Origin of the sequence: Moraxella canis, assembly GCF_002014965.1 — a bacterium.
GTDB lineage: Bacteria > Pseudomonadota > Gammaproteobacteria > Pseudomonadales > Moraxellaceae > Moraxella > Moraxella canis.
The window spans coordinates 40936-58142 of record NZ_MUXT01000005.1 but is presented as its reverse complement, the minus strand read 5'-3'; the positions used below and the strand labels follow the sequence as shown (position 1 = coordinate 58142).

Annotated in this window: 20 protein-coding genes and 1 tRNA gene; 7 read left to right on the top strand and 14 right to left on the bottom strand. The window is 43.8% G+C overall.

What is annotated here, in order from left to right; genetic code table 11:
• Nucleotides 1-12: 12 nt before the first annotated feature.
• The 4 genes from B0180_RS04225 to B0180_RS04210 form a co-directional block, all read right to left on the bottom strand.
• Entirely contained in the window at nucleotides 13-1560 is a 1548-nt protein-coding gene (locus B0180_RS04225; protein WP_078255812.1) for a multicopper oxidase family protein, read from the bottom strand.
• Nucleotides 1561-1575: 15 nt separating this feature from the next.
• Entirely contained in the window at nucleotides 1576-2031 is a 456-nt protein-coding gene (locus B0180_RS04220; RefSeq protein ID WP_078255811.1) for a DUF411 domain-containing protein, read from the bottom strand.
• A gap of 645 nt (nucleotides 2032-2676) precedes the next feature.
• Entirely contained in the window at nucleotides 2677-2889 is a 213-nt protein-coding gene (locus tag B0180_RS04215) for a hypothetical protein (RefSeq protein ID WP_005653483.1), read from the bottom strand.
• Nucleotides 2890-2972: 83 nt separating this feature from the next.
• Nucleotides 2973-3287 (bottom strand): IS1 family transposase, encoded by a 315-nt coding sequence (locus tag B0180_RS04210; RefSeq protein WP_233424928.1) that lies wholly within the window; start codon nucleotides 3285-3287, stop codon nucleotides 2973-2975.
• On the opposite strand from B0180_RS04210, the gene B0180_RS10185 reads away from it, so the two are divergent.
• From B0180_RS10185 to B0180_RS04195, 3 genes are all read left to right on the top strand, one after another.
• On the top strand, nucleotides 3276-3446 hold the full coding sequence (locus tag B0180_RS10185; protein WP_233424921.1) for a flavodoxin: 171 nt from the start codon (nucleotides 3276-3278) through the stop codon (nucleotides 3444-3446). The genes B0180_RS04210 and B0180_RS10185 overlap by 12 nt on opposite strands.
• 172 nt (nucleotides 3447-3618) lie before the next feature.
• Nucleotides 3619-4095 (top strand): DUF4405 domain-containing protein, encoded by a 477-nt coding sequence (locus B0180_RS04200; RefSeq protein ID WP_205276583.1) that lies wholly within the window; start codon nucleotides 3619-3621, stop codon nucleotides 4093-4095.
• Nucleotides 4096-4400: 305 nt separating this feature from the next.
• A complete protein-coding gene (locus B0180_RS04195; protein ID WP_078255810.1) occupies nucleotides 4401-4601 on the top strand; it encodes a Rossmann-fold NAD(P)-binding domain-containing protein in 201 nt (66 codons plus the stop codon).
• A gap of 302 nt (nucleotides 4602-4903) precedes the next feature.
• Here B0180_RS04195 and B0180_RS04190 read toward each other — a convergent pair whose 3' ends face one another.
• Both B0180_RS04190 and B0180_RS04185 read right to left on the bottom strand, forming a co-directional pair.
• Complete coding sequence (locus tag B0180_RS04190) at nucleotides 4904-6055, bottom strand: glutathionylspermidine synthase family protein (protein WP_078255809.1); 1152 nt, start codon at nucleotides 6053-6055, stop codon at nucleotides 4904-4906.
• Nucleotides 6052-6609, bottom strand: a complete 558-nt coding sequence (locus B0180_RS04185; RefSeq protein ID WP_049238280.1) for a hypothetical protein — start codon at nucleotides 6607-6609, stop codon at nucleotides 6052-6054. The genes B0180_RS04190 and B0180_RS04185 overlap by 4 nt, the downstream gene beginning before the upstream one ends.
• Before the next feature lie 196 nt (nucleotides 6610-6805).
• Between B0180_RS04185 and B0180_RS04180 the strand changes: the two genes are divergently transcribed.
• The 3 genes from B0180_RS04180 to ccmE all read left to right on the top strand — a co-directional run bounded on the left by B0180_RS04180 (nucleotide 6806) and on the right by ccmE (nucleotide 8404).
• The gene (locus tag B0180_RS04180; RefSeq protein WP_078255808.1) at nucleotides 6806-7615 is read left to right on the top strand and encodes a heme ABC transporter permease; all 810 of its coding nucleotides are present in this window, start codon (nucleotides 6806-6808) and stop codon (nucleotides 7613-7615) included.
• Nucleotides 7615-7815: a heme exporter protein CcmD gene (gene ccmD, locus B0180_RS04175; RefSeq protein ID WP_049238179.1), complete on the top strand. Its 201-nt coding sequence runs from the start codon at nucleotides 7615-7617 to the stop codon at nucleotides 7813-7815. The genes B0180_RS04180 and ccmD overlap by 1 nt, the downstream gene beginning before the upstream one ends.
• A gap of 67 nt (nucleotides 7816-7882) precedes the next feature.
• On the top strand, nucleotides 7883-8404 hold the full coding sequence (gene ccmE, locus B0180_RS04170) for a cytochrome c maturation protein CcmE (RefSeq protein WP_078255807.1): 522 nt from the start codon (nucleotides 7883-7885) through the stop codon (nucleotides 8402-8404).
• Between the two features lie 62 nt (nucleotides 8405-8466).
• Here the strand turns inward: ccmE and B0180_RS04165 are convergent, their stop codons facing one another.
• The 6 genes from B0180_RS04165 to B0180_RS04140 form a co-directional block, all read right to left on the bottom strand.
• On the bottom strand, nucleotides 8467-9297 hold the full coding sequence (locus B0180_RS04165; protein WP_078255806.1) for a MetQ/NlpA family lipoprotein: 831 nt from the start codon (nucleotides 9295-9297) through the stop codon (nucleotides 8467-8469).
• 187 nt (nucleotides 9298-9484) lie between these two features.
• Complete coding sequence (locus B0180_RS04160; protein ID WP_049238185.1) at nucleotides 9485-10174, bottom strand: methionine ABC transporter permease; 690 nt, start codon at nucleotides 10172-10174, stop codon at nucleotides 9485-9487.
• On the bottom strand, nucleotides 10164-11210 hold the full coding sequence (gene metN, locus B0180_RS04155) for a methionine ABC transporter ATP-binding protein MetN (protein ID WP_078255805.1): 1047 nt from the start codon (nucleotides 11208-11210) through the stop codon (nucleotides 10164-10166). Before metN ends, B0180_RS04160 begins: the two co-directional genes overlap by 11 nt.
• A gap of 146 nt (nucleotides 11211-11356) precedes the next feature.
• On the bottom strand, nucleotides 11357-12955 hold the full coding sequence (locus B0180_RS04150; protein WP_078255804.1) for a sensor histidine kinase: 1599 nt from the start codon (nucleotides 12953-12955) through the stop codon (nucleotides 11357-11359).
• A gap of 132 nt (nucleotides 12956-13087) precedes the next feature.
• Nucleotides 13088-13810, bottom strand: coding sequence for a response regulator transcription factor (locus B0180_RS04145; protein WP_049238189.1), 723 nt, complete (start codon nucleotides 13808-13810; stop codon nucleotides 13088-13090).
• Between the two features lie 194 nt (nucleotides 13811-14004).
• On the bottom strand, nucleotides 14005-15009 hold the full coding sequence (locus tag B0180_RS04140; protein WP_078255803.1) for an efflux RND transporter periplasmic adaptor subunit: 1005 nt from the start codon (nucleotides 15007-15009) through the stop codon (nucleotides 14005-14007).
• Between the two features lie 308 nt (nucleotides 15010-15317).
• Here B0180_RS04140 and B0180_RS04135 point away from each other — a divergent pair, with 308 nt between their 5' ends.
• Nucleotides 15318-15833, top strand: a complete 516-nt coding sequence (locus tag B0180_RS04135; protein WP_078255802.1) for a cytochrome b — start codon at nucleotides 15318-15320, stop codon at nucleotides 15831-15833.
• A gap of 47 nt (nucleotides 15834-15880) precedes the next feature.
• Here the strand turns inward: B0180_RS04135 and B0180_RS04130 are convergent, their stop codons facing one another.
• Both B0180_RS04130 and B0180_RS04125 read right to left on the bottom strand, forming a co-directional pair.
• Nucleotides 15881-16834, bottom strand: a complete 954-nt coding sequence (locus B0180_RS04130; RefSeq protein WP_078255801.1) for a ribose-phosphate pyrophosphokinase — start codon at nucleotides 16832-16834, stop codon at nucleotides 15881-15883.
• A 201-nt stretch (nucleotides 16835-17035) separates the two neighbouring features.
• A tRNA-Gln gene (locus B0180_RS04125) sits at nucleotides 17036-17111 on the bottom strand.
• Between the last annotated feature and the right edge of the window lie 96 nt (nucleotides 17112-17207).

The following is a 17207-nucleotide window of genomic DNA, read 5'->3' as shown; positions in this document are numbered from 1 at the left end:
GGTTAGATACCACTATTCCACTTTAAACATCCCCATCATACCGAGATTTTCATGTTCCAAAATATGGCAATGGTACATTTTCAACCCAGTGTGTCCTTGCTTAAAGCGAATAATCACTTTTTCATAAGGGCGCAAATTGACTACATCTTTTAACGCCCTGCCTTCTGGCTTGAAGGTTTTGCCGTTTAATGTATGTTGAATCACTTCAAATTGAGTGCCGTGCAAATGGAACGGATGATCCATATGGCTTTCATTGAAAATTTCCCACTGTTCCACTTCATTCAATTTGGCAACAAAATCAATACGGTTCATATCAAAGGTTTGACCGTTGATTAAGAACATACCATTCATCATTGGTGGAATAGGGTTGTCCGTTGGTGTTGTAGTAGCGTGATGTGTACCGTGATTCATCATTGGCATATTCGTATGGTTCATCATTTTTTCACTAAAGCGAATTTGGCGAACCTGCTTTGGCTCATCCCAGTTAGGCAAGGACCTTAAGCTTTCAGGTAACTGAACAGGTTCTGATTTCACCTGAATTGTGGCTAAAGTGAGATCTTTAGGCTGTTCTTGCACCATCATCTTACGGCGATCATAATAACCGCTTTGTAAATTGACTGTTCCTTGCGTTTCACCCACCATAATCACTTCAACGCGTTCGGCTGGTGTAAGTAGCAGTTCATCAACAGGCGAGCGAGGTTTTTCAAGTAAACCACCTTCGGTACCCACCACAATCCATTTCACCCCTGGAATGTTTAAACGAAAATAACGAGCGCTAGTGGCATTCCAAAGACGGATTCGTTCATTCGTTTTCACTTGAATCTGGGGCTGATATTGACCGTTGATTAACACAAATTCACCCTCACGACCGTTCATCCAATCTAACATCGTGTTTGCTGGAATGGTGCCATCGGCATTTAAACGCAGATCGGAAATCACCCAATGTTGTTCAGGAAGGTGTGCAAGCGGATCATTTTTCGCTTTAACAACGAAAGTGCCTGCTAAGCCTTTATAGACTTGTTCGGAAACATGGTCATGTGGATGAGGGTGGTACCAATATGTCCCAGCACTGCCTTGAGGTAGCGTAAAGCGATAGACTTTTTTCCCTTGCGGTTCAACCATATCCATCGGGTTACCATCCGCCTCATTTGGTACATCTAAGCCGTGCCAATGTACTGTTGAGGGTTGTGGTAGGTGATTGATAAATTCAATTTCTACGGTATCGCCTTCAAATACTTCAATTTGTGGCCCTGGTAGTTGTCCGTTATAAGCCCAAAATTCCGTTTCTTTATTGTCTGCGAGGCGAATTTTAATTGGCTCTGCTTTTAAAGTGGCTTTGAATAGCCCAGCTTGAGTCGATTGATTAGCAAGTTTTGGTAATATCCCATTAAGCGATAAACCTGAAGGCATTGCCTCAGTTGGCATTAGGCCAGTAGGTACTGAATGCATCATCGCCATATTGCCATGTTGTGCGTGGTTCATCATATTCGCAAGGCTATAAAGCGAGCCACTGGCTAAGCTAATTCCAATTCCATAACGTAAAAAATCTCGACGTTTCATTCTTTCACCCCCCCCCTATTGGTTATAGGATTTAAACACTTCACTTTCACCGTTTTTCTTAATCAAAACAACATCATAAGGATCTTTGCGTCCGCCGTATGCTTCACCGTCCATACCGGGTGAACCAATTGGCATTCCCGGTGCAGACAAGCCTATTGCATCGGGTTTTTCTGAGAGTAAACGTTTGATATCCTCAGCAGGTACATGTCCTTCAATCACATAGCCATCAATCACGGCTGTGTGGCAAGAAGCATGTTCATATTTAATGTTAAAGCGCTTATGAGCATCATAATTGCCTGTTTCGTTGACTTTAACCGCAAAACCGTTTTTCTGCATATAGCTGATCCATTCATTACAACAGCCACAAGTCGGGCTTTTCCACACTTCCATAGAAAGTGTTTGTGCTTGAGCAAAAGTGGTTATGCCTAAACTTAAAAGCAACAATGAGCGGGGGAATTTATGTAATTTCATAAGATGTCCTTATTTTTATTGAGATTGATTGGACATCATTTTAAAGCTTAACCTAGGGTTAAGGTCAAGGGATTTGAAAAAATAATTTGCAAATTTTTCTCAAAATCTTACCGCTTGTTTTTCAATATGTATGAAATCTTTACTATAATACAGTCTCATTACTCAGGAGTAATAATGCACACATTCCATCCCCAATCACTTGTCTGGACAATAGAGCCGCAAGCTTTTGAAATATCAAAAAATAAAATAACCATCACCACAGTACCACATACGGATTTAAAGCAGTCAATGTGTTTTTGCGTGAACACCCCAATTTAAACATTCATTAGGTATAATAATAAAAACCTTAAACAGAATATCATAGCAAAATGAATTTAAAACCAGTTAAAAATCAAACTTCCCAATACGAAGAGTGGGCAAGAGAAAAAGTCAAAAAAGCTATATCCCCAACCTGAAGAACGGGGCTTTACGGCGCAAAAATGGTAAATTTGACTGGTTAAAAATTGAAGGCAAAATAAGTTATTTTAATTTGCAAACACCCAAATCCTGCATAATTTTGAAGATTTTTTACAAATTATTCATATAACATTGTTTTATATTGTAAAATTTTTAAGCTGTGTTGTTACCCATCAACACTGCTTTCAATTATTTTTTCTTTTTCGCCAATAACTCATCAATTAAACCATTCAGCACTTCCCGAATGGTTACGCCCTGTTCCGCCGCATATTTTTTTAGTTCACGATGATTGGCTTCTGTCATATCAAAGCTAATCCGCTTAATACGCTCTTGCTCGCTGACATCAGCAACAGAAAGTTTGCTTTTAGTTGCGCTTGGGCGACCTGCTGTTAATTTATTCATTTGCATATTTCCTTATTTATTTAAAACATTGGTGGTGTCCTGAAAAGTGTGCTGGGTTAAATTTGTTTGGGATGATTGATTGCCTAAAATCCAATATTAAAAGATTTAACATGATAAAACATTGATTTGGAAAAACAGCAACTGCGCCTGACGGCTCTACTTAATCTGTGCCGAATCCGACAGTTATTACCCTCAATCGCTTTAGTATGTTGCTTACCCACCCATTGGTCACCGGTATCAGAAAACGCATTTACAAAAGCATCCCAATTATCGCCGGCAATACGTTCATAGCTTACTTTGAGTGCTTTTAAACGCTGCTTTAAAGCCAAAGCGGTTTGCAAATCACGTTTGCCCCAAACAAATGCCATGATTTCACTTGTCTTGGCATGATAACCGATGCAGATACGGTATTTTTGGTCTATCCGATTTGGTGGTACAAAATGCCAATGGCGCTTTATTCTTTGCTCGAGCAAGTAGACTTTAGTGGGAAAAATATTGTGCCGGTGGTTGGTCACGGAGGCAGTCGTTTGGGTGGAACGGATAAAGATATTCAGTAACTTCAACCACAAGCCAACGTAAAAAACGGTTTTGAGGCGTATTTGCATAAAACGGTAAGGGCTGAACAACAAGTGGAAAAACGATTAGCTAAATTCTTAACCGAAAATGGTTATACAAAATAAAAATGTAGGGACACACAGCGTATGTCTCTACCATTTAAATTTCAATTTTATGAAGAAAAAATATCTCTTCCAACTCGCTCAAGATTTGGTTCTAACGGCAATATTGCTTTCTCTTTTTGGCTATCATCTTTACGAAGAAATCACGCACGAATGGCTCGGCTTGGTCTTTTTTGCTTTGATTATCTCACATCTTTCACTGAATATCTGGTGGCTCAAAAAGACCTTTTCAGGCAGTTATAACAGCTATCGCATTTTGCAAAGTGCGGTCAATTTTGCAACTTTTTTGTTATTTTTAACCGCTTGTATCAGTGGCATTATGCTTTCTAAACATCTATTGGTGGAAATGCTATTCCACTCTACCACAGATTTAATGCGAAAAATTCATATGACCAACACCCATTGGTTGCAAATTTTAGTGGGTGTACATTTGGGGTTACATTGGAAACCTATTGCTAATTTATTCGCAAATGGCTACCGTTTAGATCTTGAACATTGGCTTGCATGCAGACTTATTCCAGCTTGTTAGCTGATTATTGCCGCTTATGGTATTTTCGTTTTTGTGCAACGAGAGTTGTTGCCCTATTTATTGCTGAAAGTGGATTTTGCCTATTTCAATTATGATGAACCACAAGCGGTCTTTTATTTTGACTTTTTTGCGATTTTAATTGCACTGGCTTACAGCACAAGGTTTTGGGTTTGGTATTTTTTATTTAGGAAAAAAGATGTCAAAAGTTAAATCTATTTAGATATTCTGTATAAATAACCTAAATGGCGGATAGATAGAAACGATCTTATACTCGCCACAATTTTATTAATTAAGGATAGCCAAATATGAAGAAAATTAATGTTGCCATTGTGGGGAGTGGGTATTCTACCCGTATTTTCCATGTTCCCTTTTTTCGGTTTAACGTGATAAAATTTATTGAGCGTTCAACCACTCGGGCATTAGCATGGTTCCCCAACATTGATATTGTGTCAAATTTTGAAAAGTTACTGACTGATGAGGTGGATTTAATCGTGATTAGTCAATAAGTGTAAAAATGGCATAATCAACCCAATGAATTTATGGACAAATATTATCTGTTTGGTATTTTATAGTAAGTACATTGTGTAAAAATAAAATCTGAAATCTAGTCTTTTTAATCTTTATTTTTACGTATTCACACTTCAATTTTGACAAGTTAATATTTAATTGATTGATTTTAAAGCATTTTATAATTTACATTCCTAAGTGATATAGAAACAACCATTTTAAGCTTCATTAGCGTGATCAATGTTTTTAATAAAAAATCTCAAGCCGTGTTCTGCTTGAGATTTTTATGGGTATCACTCAGTTAGATAAAGGCGTGTGGGACAAATAAGCTGGTGTCTTTGGTGATGAGCGTGCTGTCCTCTCGGATGCCGATGCCGGCGGCGCTATGCCCGACGATCCAGCTGCCAATCACCGCAAACACGTCTTGCCCTTGATTGTTGCTAAATTTTGGTAAAGGTGAAGATGCTTGATAGACATAGCCTTCGTGACCATACTGTCCATCGGTCGCAAGCGTCTGACCTTCATGGATTAGGCTGATATTGGCGCCTTCACGAGAATAAAAGGGCTTTTTGACCACATTGCCTGTTATGTCAGCCGCAGTTAGACTGGCTGGCAGCAGATTAGGGTGATTTGGAAACAGCTCCCATAAGACGGCAAGCAGTGCTTTATTGCTCATCAAAAGCTTATAGGCAGGCTCAATCAGGCGAATACCGCTACTGGCAATATACTTGCCAAAGTCTTCTGCGATCAGCCACTCCCATGGATACAGCTTAAACAGATGGTGGATAACACGATCTTGTAAATCGGTAAATTGACCATCGCGAGCGCGATAGCCAATGCTTCCAATATCAATATATTCTGTCTGCAATCCCGCTTGAATGGCGACATCTTGGAGGTATTGCGTGGTGGTCAGATCTTCCATGCTGTTTGATACCGCCGTCAAGTACAGCGTGTCTTGGTTGATGGTGGATTTGAGTGCGCCAAACTCTACCAAAAGACGCTCATGAATACTATTAAATTGGTCAGCACCGCTCAAGATACCGCCCTGAGCCTGAAGCCAATACCACTGTGCGACGCTTGCCTCAAATAAGGCAGTAGGCGTATCGGCATTGTATTCATAAAGTTTAGGCGGATTGAAACCATCAAAGCACAAATCAAAGCGTCCATACAAGCTTACCGCTTGGCTGCGAAAGCTGTCCTCGATTTGTTTGGCAATGGTATCATCAATGCCAAGTCTTGCATAATCGCCAGTTTTCACCACATGGGCGACCGCTTGCACATACATTTGGTGCAAGGCGTTGGTCGCATCCTCAATGAGGTCAATTTGCCCCTCGGTAAACACATAGCAGGCGTCTTCTTGCCAATAATTGCCATCAATGCTGTGATAATTAAAGCCAATGCGCGCCATCTCGTCTTGCCAATCTGGACGCGGTGTGACGGCAATGCGTCTCATGAGGCTGCGCCCGTCGATCCGCCCGTCGCACCAAACCCTTGGCGACTGGTGCCAGTTTTGTTATCTTGAGTGGCTTGTGCCAAGCTTTGGCGATTGCCATTGGTGGCTTGCTGCTGAGCGCTCTGTGCCGGCTGCTGCGTGGTGGCAGGCGTTTGAGCAGTTTGTGAGGCTTGAGCAGTGGCAGCTCGGTTGCCAGCTGCTCGGCTTGCCACATAGCCTGCCGCCGCACCTGCCGCTGCCGCTGCCAATAAGCTGCCTGTACCATTGCCATCGGTGGCAACTGCTTCACCGCCATCTTCGGTCTGGCTGACTGCCATTTGTGCTTCTTGAGCCTGCATCTCAAGTTCGGCAGCTTGCGCTTGCAAGGCGGCGGCTTGTTCTTGAAGTGCTTGTGCTTCAGCACTGGTATATTGTGCAGGCTGCTCGTGTGGCTCGGCAGGTGCTACCGCTTGCGGAGCTTCAGATGAGCATGCCGCTAAGCTGAGTCCTGCACCACCAAGCAAGACCAAAGAGATTTGACGAGATGATTTGCGAGTTTTTACAGAATTTGTCATAAAACTACCTAAAAATAAAGACACTGTCTTTCATTATGACGACAAACGCTTGATTTTACAAGTCAAGATCAGTAAAACAGCTCCTTAAATGCCCAGTTTATCGGCAAATTGTATATGAGTAATGGGGGTGATGTGATATAATAAGACGTTTATATTCTTTTTAATGATTGATAAGCATTAAATAGCTAGGTGATTTATGCCAAAACACAGCCCAGCTCCAAACACAGCTCCCAAAAATGGCGGGTTTTTTGACCGTCTGTGGCAAGGGTTTTTGACTACCGTTGGTACTGAGCGATTTTTCCATATTTTTTCGCCTTGGGTAAAGTATTTGGCTGCAATCGCTGCTGTGCTGCTTGGCGTTGGTGTGGTGTGGGCGCTTGGCTTTGCGCCGCCTGATTATCTGCAAGGTAACAGCTATCGCATTATCTTTATTCATGTGCCCGCAGCAAGTCTTGCGATGAGCATTTATTTTGCTTTGAGTGTGCTTGGGATAATTTTTTTGGTTTGGAAAATTAAGACCGCCAACATCGTCGCCCAAGCCATTGCGCCCATCGGATTTATCTTTTGTGTGCTAAGCTTATTGACTGGCTCAATTTGGGCTAAACCAACTTGGGGCACCTATTGGGTGTGGGATGCGCGCCTGACTTCCATGCTGATTTTGGCGTTTTTGTATGCTGGCGTGATTGCGCTATTTTCTGCTTTTGAAAATAGTAGCAACCGCGGAAAAGCAGCCGCCATTTTATCCATCGTAGGTGCAGTGAACTTGCCCATCATCAAATACTCCGTTGAATGGTGGAATACGCTGCATCAAGGCGCAACATTTACCGTCACCAATGCACCAAAAATGAGCGCATCCATGTGGGTGCCGCTTTTGATCATGCTTTTGGGGATGTATTTTATGGTGGCGGCGATTGCCATTTATCGCACCAATTCACTGATTTTGGCTCGTGAAGCCAATAAAGCTTGGGTGACGCGTTTGATTAATCAACGTCATGGAGATGTGTGATGACGCCATATTTTAAGTCAATGAGCGAGTTTATCGCGATGGGCGGGCACGGTTATTATGTGTGGCTGTGCTATGCGCTGACTTTGATTGCTATTTTGGGGTTAATCATTTATACCAAAAAAGAGCGCAAAGCCACCATCCAAAAACTCAGTCGTCAGCATGCACGCGGACGATTAACCAATAAACAGCGCCGACAGTAGGTGCTCGAATTTTGATCGCCATACGATCATATGTGAGTATGGCGATGCAGGTATGATGTGGGGAACTATGAATTCTGTACGACAAAAAAAACTGATCTGGGTGCTGGCAGTGCTGCTGGGTGCTGTCGTGGCGGTCAGTTTGATTTTATATGCCATTCGCAATCAGACGGATTATTATTTTGACCCAACGGCGATCGCTGCAGGTCAAGCGCCTGAAGCCAAGCGCATCCGAGCAGGCGGCATGGTGGTTGCAGGCAGCGTTCAGCGAGACCCAAGCGATCAGCTGAACATACAATTTAAAATCACCGACTATAAAGCTGTCGTACCGGTCAGTTATCGGGGTGTTTTGCCAGATTTATTTGCCGAAAATTCAGGTATCGTCGCGACAGGTGAGCTACAAGATGGCGTGTTTGTTGCCAGTGAAGTGCTGGCAAAGCATGACGAAAACTATATGCCGCCTGAAGTTGCCAAGTCGCTCAAAACAGAGCACGCCGCACGCGGAACGGATGTTAATAATGGACAGTTTGTACCCGCAACGCCAATGAGTGAAATTGACGAGCGTAACGCCGCTCAAGTCAGTGAGCGTTAAAGATAAATTCTTGATCTCATAAAAAATCCTCCAAATATCTGGAGGATTTTTTATGGTTTGGATTACCAGCCTTTGACAACCCCATCTTTGAATTGCTTTTTGGCTTCAGCTTCCACTTCGTCTGTTTGATAGGCTTTGACGAAGTTTTGGATCGCTTCAGAGTCTTTATTATCTGCACGAGCGACGATGATATTGACATAAGGTGAGTCTTTGTCTTCAACAAAAACACCATTTTCTGTTGCAGTTAAGCCGACTTGACCGGCATAGTTATTGTTCACCACCGCCAGATCAACATCGTCAATCGCACGAGCAGCAACCGAAGTATCGACTTCTTTGATCACCAGATTCTTTGGATTTTCTACGATATCAAGTGTGGTTGAGAATAGGTTGGTGTTGTCTTTTAGCTTGATCAAGCCTTGCTTTTCTAGCAAAATCAGCGCACGAGCCAAGTTTGATGGATCATTTGGAACAGCGATGGTGGCGCCATCTTGTAGCTCATCCAATGTCTTGATTTTGGTTGAATAACCTGCCAATGGATAAACAAAAGTGTTACCGACGATGACCAAGTTATCCAAGCCTTTTTCTTGGCTGTCTTTTTCAAGATAAGGCTTGTGCTGCATGGCGTTAGCGTCAAGCTCACCTTTTGAGACTGCTGAGTTTGGCATGGCATAGTCATTAAACTCAACCAATTCAACCGTTAGATTGTATTTGTCTTTAGCGACTTGACCGGCAACTTCAGCCACGGCTTGTTCAGGACCTGCCATGACGCCAACTTTGATGGTCTGTGCAGCTGCATCAGAGGTCGCTGCTTGATCGTTTGATTGGTTGCTGCAGCCTGCCAATGCGATGCCAGACGCCAGCGCGCAAATACCAAAAATTTTACCAAAATTCATAAAAAAAACCTTAAAAATAGAGTCAATAAACATGCCAAAGACGCATGCCCTGCGCTGACAAATCGGAGTGTCAGAAAGCTGTCATATTAAATCACAAAAGCCAATCTCAGGGCAAGCACCAATTTTAATATTTGATATAAAAACTTATGAAAAATTTTCAACCCATGAATAATCAGAGTCAAGGTTGTTATCGATGATCGACTTTGGCAGCCAAGACATCGCCAGCTTTTTGGAAAATCATCACAATCGCGACGATGATGATGGTTGAAATCCATTTGACATACACCATGTTGCGATGCTCGCCATAGTTAATCGCAAGACTGCCCAAGCCGCCGCCGCCAACGACGCCTGCCATCGCAGAATAACCAATCAAAGACACCAAGGTCAAAGTCACCGCATTAATCAAAATGGGCAAACTTTCGGCAAAATAATATTTACTCACCACTTGCCAATGCGTTGCGCCCATAGATTTGGCAGCTTCGGTCAGCCCTGTGGGCACTTCTAATAAAGCGTTGGCGGTCAAGCGTGCAAAAAACGGAATCGCCGCCACGCTCAATGGCACGATGGCAGCGGTGGTTCCAAGTGTTGTACCCACCAAAAACCGTGTCACCGGCATCAAGATGATCAGCAGAATAATAAATGGCACGGATCGACCCACATTGATGACGACATCTAAGATGGCAAAAGCGCTACGATTCTCAAGAATGCGCCCCTTATCGGTCAAAAACGCCAAAAAGCCCATCGGCAACCCAACCAAGACAGCGATGGCAGTCGCAGCAAGACCCATATAGATGGTTTCCCAAGTTGATTGGGCGACCATCTCCCACATTTTTGGGTGCATTTCGCTGACAAATTTTGTGACGATTTCATTCCACATAGCCGATAATCTCAATATTGACCCGATGGGCGGTTAAAAACTCTATAGCTTGCATGACCGAAGTGCCTTCACCAATCAGCTCAGCAATGGTAAAGCCAAATTTGACATCACCTGCATAATCCATCTGTGACGTCAAAATATTAAAATCCACATCAAACTGCTTTGAGGCAAGTGAAAATAGCGGCATATCCACCGAATTTCCTGTGAATTCAAACTGAATCACTGGGGATAAGCCCAACGCAGGCTCTGATTTTAGTTGGCTAAGATAGCTGCTTGGCAGACCAATATGAAATGTTGAGCGAATGAAAGATTTGGCAAGCTCAGTTTGGGGATTGGCAAAAATTTCAGCGACTGTGCCTTGCTCGATCAGCACGCCCCTATCCATCACTGCCACTTTATCACAAATGCGCTTCACTACATCCATCTCATGGGTGATCAATAAAATGGTGATGCCAAGCTCTTCATTGATTTTTTTGAGCAAAGTTAAGATGGACTGGGTGGTGGCAGGATCAAGCGCAGAAGTGGCTTCATCGCACAATAACACCTTTGGGTCAGATGCCAAGGCTCGTGCGATTGCGACACGCTGCTTTTGTCCGCCTGACAGATTGGCAGGGTGGACATCTTTTTTGTCGCTTAAGCCAACAAGCTCAAGCAGATCACCCACTTTACTTGCGATCACCGACTTAGGCGTCCCTGACAGCTCAAGCGGTAAGGCGATATTTTCAAAGGCGGTGCGTGAGTGCAGCAGATTAAAATGCTGAAAAATCATGCCAATTTTTCGGCGCTGAGCGATCAGTTCACGCTCAGACAACGCCGTCAAATCCACATCATCGATCACGACAGAACCTTCACTTGGGCGCTCAAGCAGATTGACGCAGCGAATTAAGGTGGATTTGCCGGCGCCGGAAGCACCAATGATACCGTAGATTTCACCGCTTTGAACGATCAAATCGGTTGGCTGAACCGCAGTAAAACTCGTGGTTTTACCCTCTTTTTCTATCATAAAGCGTTTGCTAACGCCTGAGAGGGTGATCATGGGTGAGGGGGAGTGTGTGGACATCGTTAAACTGTCTTGGTCAATGAAGTAAACCCTATATTATATCATAGACGCACGAGACTTTGGAATGATGTCAAAATGATCGCCTGCTCTAGCATTACCGCCAATCATGAATGTATCAATGATTAATGATTGGCAGGCTCATTTTTCGTTTCGTAAGCCAGTGGCTTTGATTTGGCAGTGAGGGGTAAAATTACCAAAAAGCGCGTATGCCCCTGCCAGGTATCTGTGATGATTTTCCCATGATGTGCTTCAACAATCTGTGACACCAATGATAGTCCAAGCCCCGATCCTTTTTTTTCTTGTTTCAAGCGCACAAAAGGGCTAAAAATATCCTCACGCTTATCTTCAGGGATGCCCAAGCCTTGATCAATAAAGGCAAGCACTGCAAAATTTGGCTTGTCGAACTTTGGCTTGTCCTTTTCTTTGGGACGTGTCAATCGCTTCAAAAAATCAGTGGGCGTTTTGCTTTCTGGGGCGAGCGCCTCATCTGACTTTGAGTGTAGAATATCGCTATCCCCAATCTGACAAAAACTGTCCAGTAGGCACTGGGGGATCAATTTGGCTTCTTGGATATCGGCAGCGTGATACAGATAAACTTGCACAGGCGGTATGCCATGAATCATGGCATTATTAAGCAGATTGCGCACCAGATGGGTAAGTAATTTTGGCTGAGCCATCACGCTTACTGGTTCGCCGATCAATGTCGCTTCAGGATAATGCTGAACTTCTGAGCGGATCAGCTCATACAAATCGACTTGCTCAGTGGCTTGCAGAGCGTGCCCTGCATCTAGCCGAGATACCAACAAAATGCTTTCAACCAAATCATTAAGCCCTGTCAAATCACGATTCACCGCAGAAGCCCGTTTGTCAAATTTGGCTTTGGTGGCTGCATCAAGCTGACTTGTGAGCATATCCATCATTTCAATTTGTAGGCGAATCCGAGTGATGGGTGTACGAAACTCGTGTGAAGCGTGTGCAAGCAAAAGGCTGTGAGCATTGATTAGCTGTTCGATTTTTTGGGCAGACTGGTTAAAGCCATGCGCAAGCACTGCGATCTCATCATTACCCTCTTCGCTGACGCGCACACTAAAATCGCCTTCACCCAAGCGGCTCATCTGTCGGCTCAGCTGATTGATCCGCCAAGTGATGCTGTGCGAAATCCACCAAAGCACCGCCGACATGATGGTAAATAACAAAACCGTTCCTGAAAATAGATTAAACCACGCCATCAAAGGGCGCTCAGGACTGGGAATGCGATTTTCATACCATAAAGAATACCCAAGCGCGCTCTCCACCACAATGTGTGGGGGCGACGGCGCAAAAATTTGGCTAATCCACGGCGGATCAGGCAAAAGCGTTTCGGGCAAATCGGTATTCTCGGTTTGTAGCATCAGCCGCCCTTGTGGGTCATACAGCCCAATTTTGGCGTTCAAGCTTTCATCAAAAATATCAAAACTTTTTTTGATAACAACCAAAGAAAAGCGCGCTTGCAGCAAATTATTTTGAGCTGATAAGGTGTGCGCCTCCGCCAAAAACGGCTCAATTTGATTCATGATTTGACTGGCGACAGCTCGGTTTCTTGCATGATCAGAATTGTTATGCGCAAATTGAGACAGCAGCACAAAAGCAATGGTAAAGGTTAAAAGCGCCAAAAAAACGCTGATAAATAATCGCGCCGAAATGGAGCGAAAACCAAATTTACCATGATGTACCGAGCTCATAAGACTCCAATTGTTAATTAAATGATGACCCACGCTCACATCAGATATGAGCTAAGAAGCGGCGAAACACCCCAATAAAATGCAGAAAAAACCATCAAGCCTATCGCCTGATGGTTTTGGATAATACTGTCGTTAAACTTGATCGGTGGCAAATTGATAGCCAACGCCTCGCACTGTAATGATGCGCTTGGGCTGACGTGGATTGTCCTCAATCAAGGCGCGCAATCTTGAGATGTGAACATCGATGGCGCGATCAATATTTTCTGAGCTGTCATCGTTTGGCATGGCTTGCCATAGCTGCTCACGATTGAGCACTTTGCCGGCATGAGTGGCAAAGTAATGCAGCAGCTGAAACTGATGCGTGGTCAGACGCACAGTCTTATCATCAATCGTCACTTCATGACTGTCTGGATAAACCGTCAAGCGACCAAAAGTAAGGCTGCCTGAATTGGTGTCTGCTTGATTTGGCGTCTCATGACGACGCAAGACAGCACGGATACGCGCTAACAGCTCTCGCGGCTCAAATGGTTTGGCGATATAGTCATCAGCGCCCATCTCAAGTCCTAAAACGCGGTCGGTGGTGTCTCCTTTGGCGGTGAGCATTACGATAGGCACTTTATTAATCATGGCATTTTTTGAGCCGCGTACTTTTTGGCAAACTTGCATGCCATCCATATCTGGGAGCATCAAATCCAAAACGATCAAGCTGATATCACGCTCTTTGGCGTCCAAAATATCTAAGCCGCCTTGACCGGTGGAAGCATGATGCACTTCATAATAATTCATAGAAAGATAATCACTGATAAGCTCTGCTAAATCTGGATCATCTTCAATCAGTAGGATCTGTTTATTCATTTTAATGCCCTTAAATTTAAATTATAGTGATTCATATATAAGGCTATCTTGCCAAGTTTTATAGGTGTTGGCAAGTGTATATTTGTAGCCAAATTGCATAAAAATTGGTCAATTTTCTCAATTTTAGCAAACAATTTCAAAAATGTGTAACATTTATCCGGCTGGAGGGATGCCAACATCTGACACTTAGGTGCTTAGCGGACAGTCACTTGCTTATCGTGTGCTTCCTTGGGTAGCGTCGCTGTGGTCACAAGGCTATCTTCGGTGATGCCTTGCACCAAAAACTGCTCAGTCTTAGGGTGGTATTCCAAAATTTTAACAGGCGATAAAGACAGCCGATGATCTTGTTTTACCACCCAAACATAGCCATCAATCGGCGCATCTGGCTTGTGCGGCGGCTCATCAAACCCATCTAAAGCTAAGATGTTCAATTGGCGATCATAGACAGCCCTGCGAGGCATCATCACCCCAACTTGGATCTGCCCATAATCAATGTGCCCAACCACGCGCCGCCCAAGCAGGTCTTTGGGTGTTTCATCAGGATTGAGTGCGATGATGACGTGCGCTTCGATCAGTTGGGGGTTTTGCTCATTGACATTGACTTGGCTAATCTGTCCGACGTGAGCCACGCCATCAATCCCAAAAGTTACCGCATCACCCAACTTAATATAATCCATCAGTGCCGAAGACAGATGACTGATGAATTTTAATTGAGAAATATCATAGATCTCGACCAAAGGCGTCTTGGCATCGTAGTGCTCATCTGCGTGGGCAAAGATGGCATGAATCATCCCATCAAATGGCGCATGTAGGGCAGTGATTTCGCTGGGCGAGGATTCTAAATGGGTCAAATAGCTAAGCAGTACATCGTCTTTAGAGACATCATCGCCTGCATCCACAAAAATATGCTCAACTGTCGCAGCAGTATCAAGACTTAACGACGCTTGATTGGCTGGGATGATTTTGCCATCAAAGGCAAAACTTGGCTGATACTTGGACATCTTGACGGTCATGATGCTGTCTTTATCAAGCGTGATGCCGTCATCAGCAGCTTTGAGGGTAGGCGGATTTGGGCGATCATCACTACAGGCGCTCACCGCCACACCCATTGTCAATGCAGCGATGACACTTAGGGTGGTAAAGGGGTTTTTTAAGCGTGTTTTTGGGGGTTTGGTTGACTGATCTTTATGAGCGGTCATGCCGATCCTTATCCGAGTTAGTGTATTGTATGCACTCATCTTAGCATGATTTTTGATGAGGGTGATAGCAATTCCTTCAATCAATCAAAGCAAAACTCTCAGCAGGCATGGATACAAAACATCAACAGTTAAAAGGACATCGGCTTTAAGGAATTTTGATAAAATGGAATTATTTTTAAGTTTTATAAAATTAACTTTTATTGATTAAGTCTTTCAATCGAGCCTTTTAATTGGTTTATATTTAACTGCTTATTAAATGACTAACCAAAAAATGGCTTGAATTATTCAATTATTAGGGTGTACTAACCATGACTCAGATGACCTCTGCTCATGCGATAAAATACAATTTGGCGGCGCGCATTTTTCATTGGATTGGCGCGCTATTGATTGTGCTGGCTTGGTTTTTGGTTGAGCAAGGCGAGGATTATCTTAGCTTGCATAAATCCATTGGCGTAAGCTTTTTGATTTGGACGATTCTTCGTATTGCCAATCGGGTGTTGACTAAAGATCCTGCGCCACTGCCAGTATCAAAAATCCACACCATCACGGCAAGTGTCGTTCATTTTGCCTTATATGCCGCGATGATTGCGATGCCTTTGACGGCGTTTTTGGCATCCATGTATGGCGGCTACGGTGTTAATATTTTTGGCGTGATGAATATTTCTGGCTTTGAGACGATCAATGATGAGCTGGCACGTCGGCTGATGGATTGGCATACTGATCTTGTGTGGCCGATATTGCTTGCTTTGGTGGCGGCGCATATCATTGGAGCGCTGTACCATCAATTTGTCTTAAAAGATAATATTTTATCGCGTATGCGTTAAAAAAATTCCGCCACTGCTTGGCGGAATTTTTATGAGTAACAAACGGATCAAACGTCATACTCAAACATGGCGCTGATCGATTCTTCGTTATTGATGCGGCGCAATGATTCAGCAATCATAGATGCGATGCTCACTTGGCGAATATTCGCGCAAGCCGCTGCTTCTTCAGTCAATGGAATGGTGTCAGTCACCACCAGCTCATCCAAGGCAGAATTTTGGATATTTTCGATCGCTTTTCCTGATAAGACAGGGTGGGTGATATAGCCAACGACACGGCGCGCGCCATTGTCTTTTAGGGCTTGAGCGGCTTTACACAGCGTGCCTGCAGTATCCACGATATCGTCAACGATGACACAGTCTCGACCAGAGACATCACCAATGATATGCATCACTTGCGATTCATTAGCGCGAGCACGGCGCTTATCAATGATGGCAAGGTCAGCTTCGCCAAGCAGCTTCGCCATGGCACGAGCACGCACAACACCGCCAACGTCTGGTGAAACGACCATCAAGTTTTCATAGTTTTGTTGCTTAAGATCACGCAAGAGCACAGGCGTGCCGTATAAGTTATCGACAGGCACATCAAAAAATCCCTGAATCTGATCTGAATGTAGATCTACCATCATCACGCGGTCAATGCCAGCAATCGACAGCATATCAGCAACCACTTTGGCAGAAATAGGGACACGCGCAGAGCGTGGGCGACGATCTTGGCGTGCGTAGCCAAAATAAGGAATCACTGCTGTGATACGACCAGCACTTGAGCGGCGCAATGCATCTGCCAACAAAATGACTTCCATCAAATTGTCATTGGTGGGCGCGCAGGTGGGCTGGAGAATGAATACATCTTTACCGCGAACATTTTCTCTGATTTCAACAGCGATTTCGCCATCAGAAAAACGATTGATGTCTGCCTTACCCAAAGGAATGTGCAGATTATCGGCGACAGTTTGGGCAAGTTTAGGGTTGGCACTACCTGAAAAGACAGCCATATATGACATGGTAAAAATCCTATAAAAGCGAATCGAAAGCTAACATAACCAATGGAGGCTATATTTTAGCATTTTTGAACCATAATTTGCAGGGGGCGTGCCGATTTTTGAAACGTTTTTATAAAATTTTATGAGTATTTGGTAGAAAAATCTAAGCCGACAGAATAAAAAAAATTGGGTCAATCACGAATGACTGACCCAATTTAAATATGGCAGAGGTAGCTGGACTCGAACCAACGAATGTCAGGATCAAAACCTGATGCCTTACCAACTTGGCGATACCCCTGTGGGATGCTGATTAAGCAATCAGCGAAAGAAACCTTTTGATCGGATTCTTTGGTTCGGTACTATGACCGAGTGTCTGATGCAATGCATCAGACAA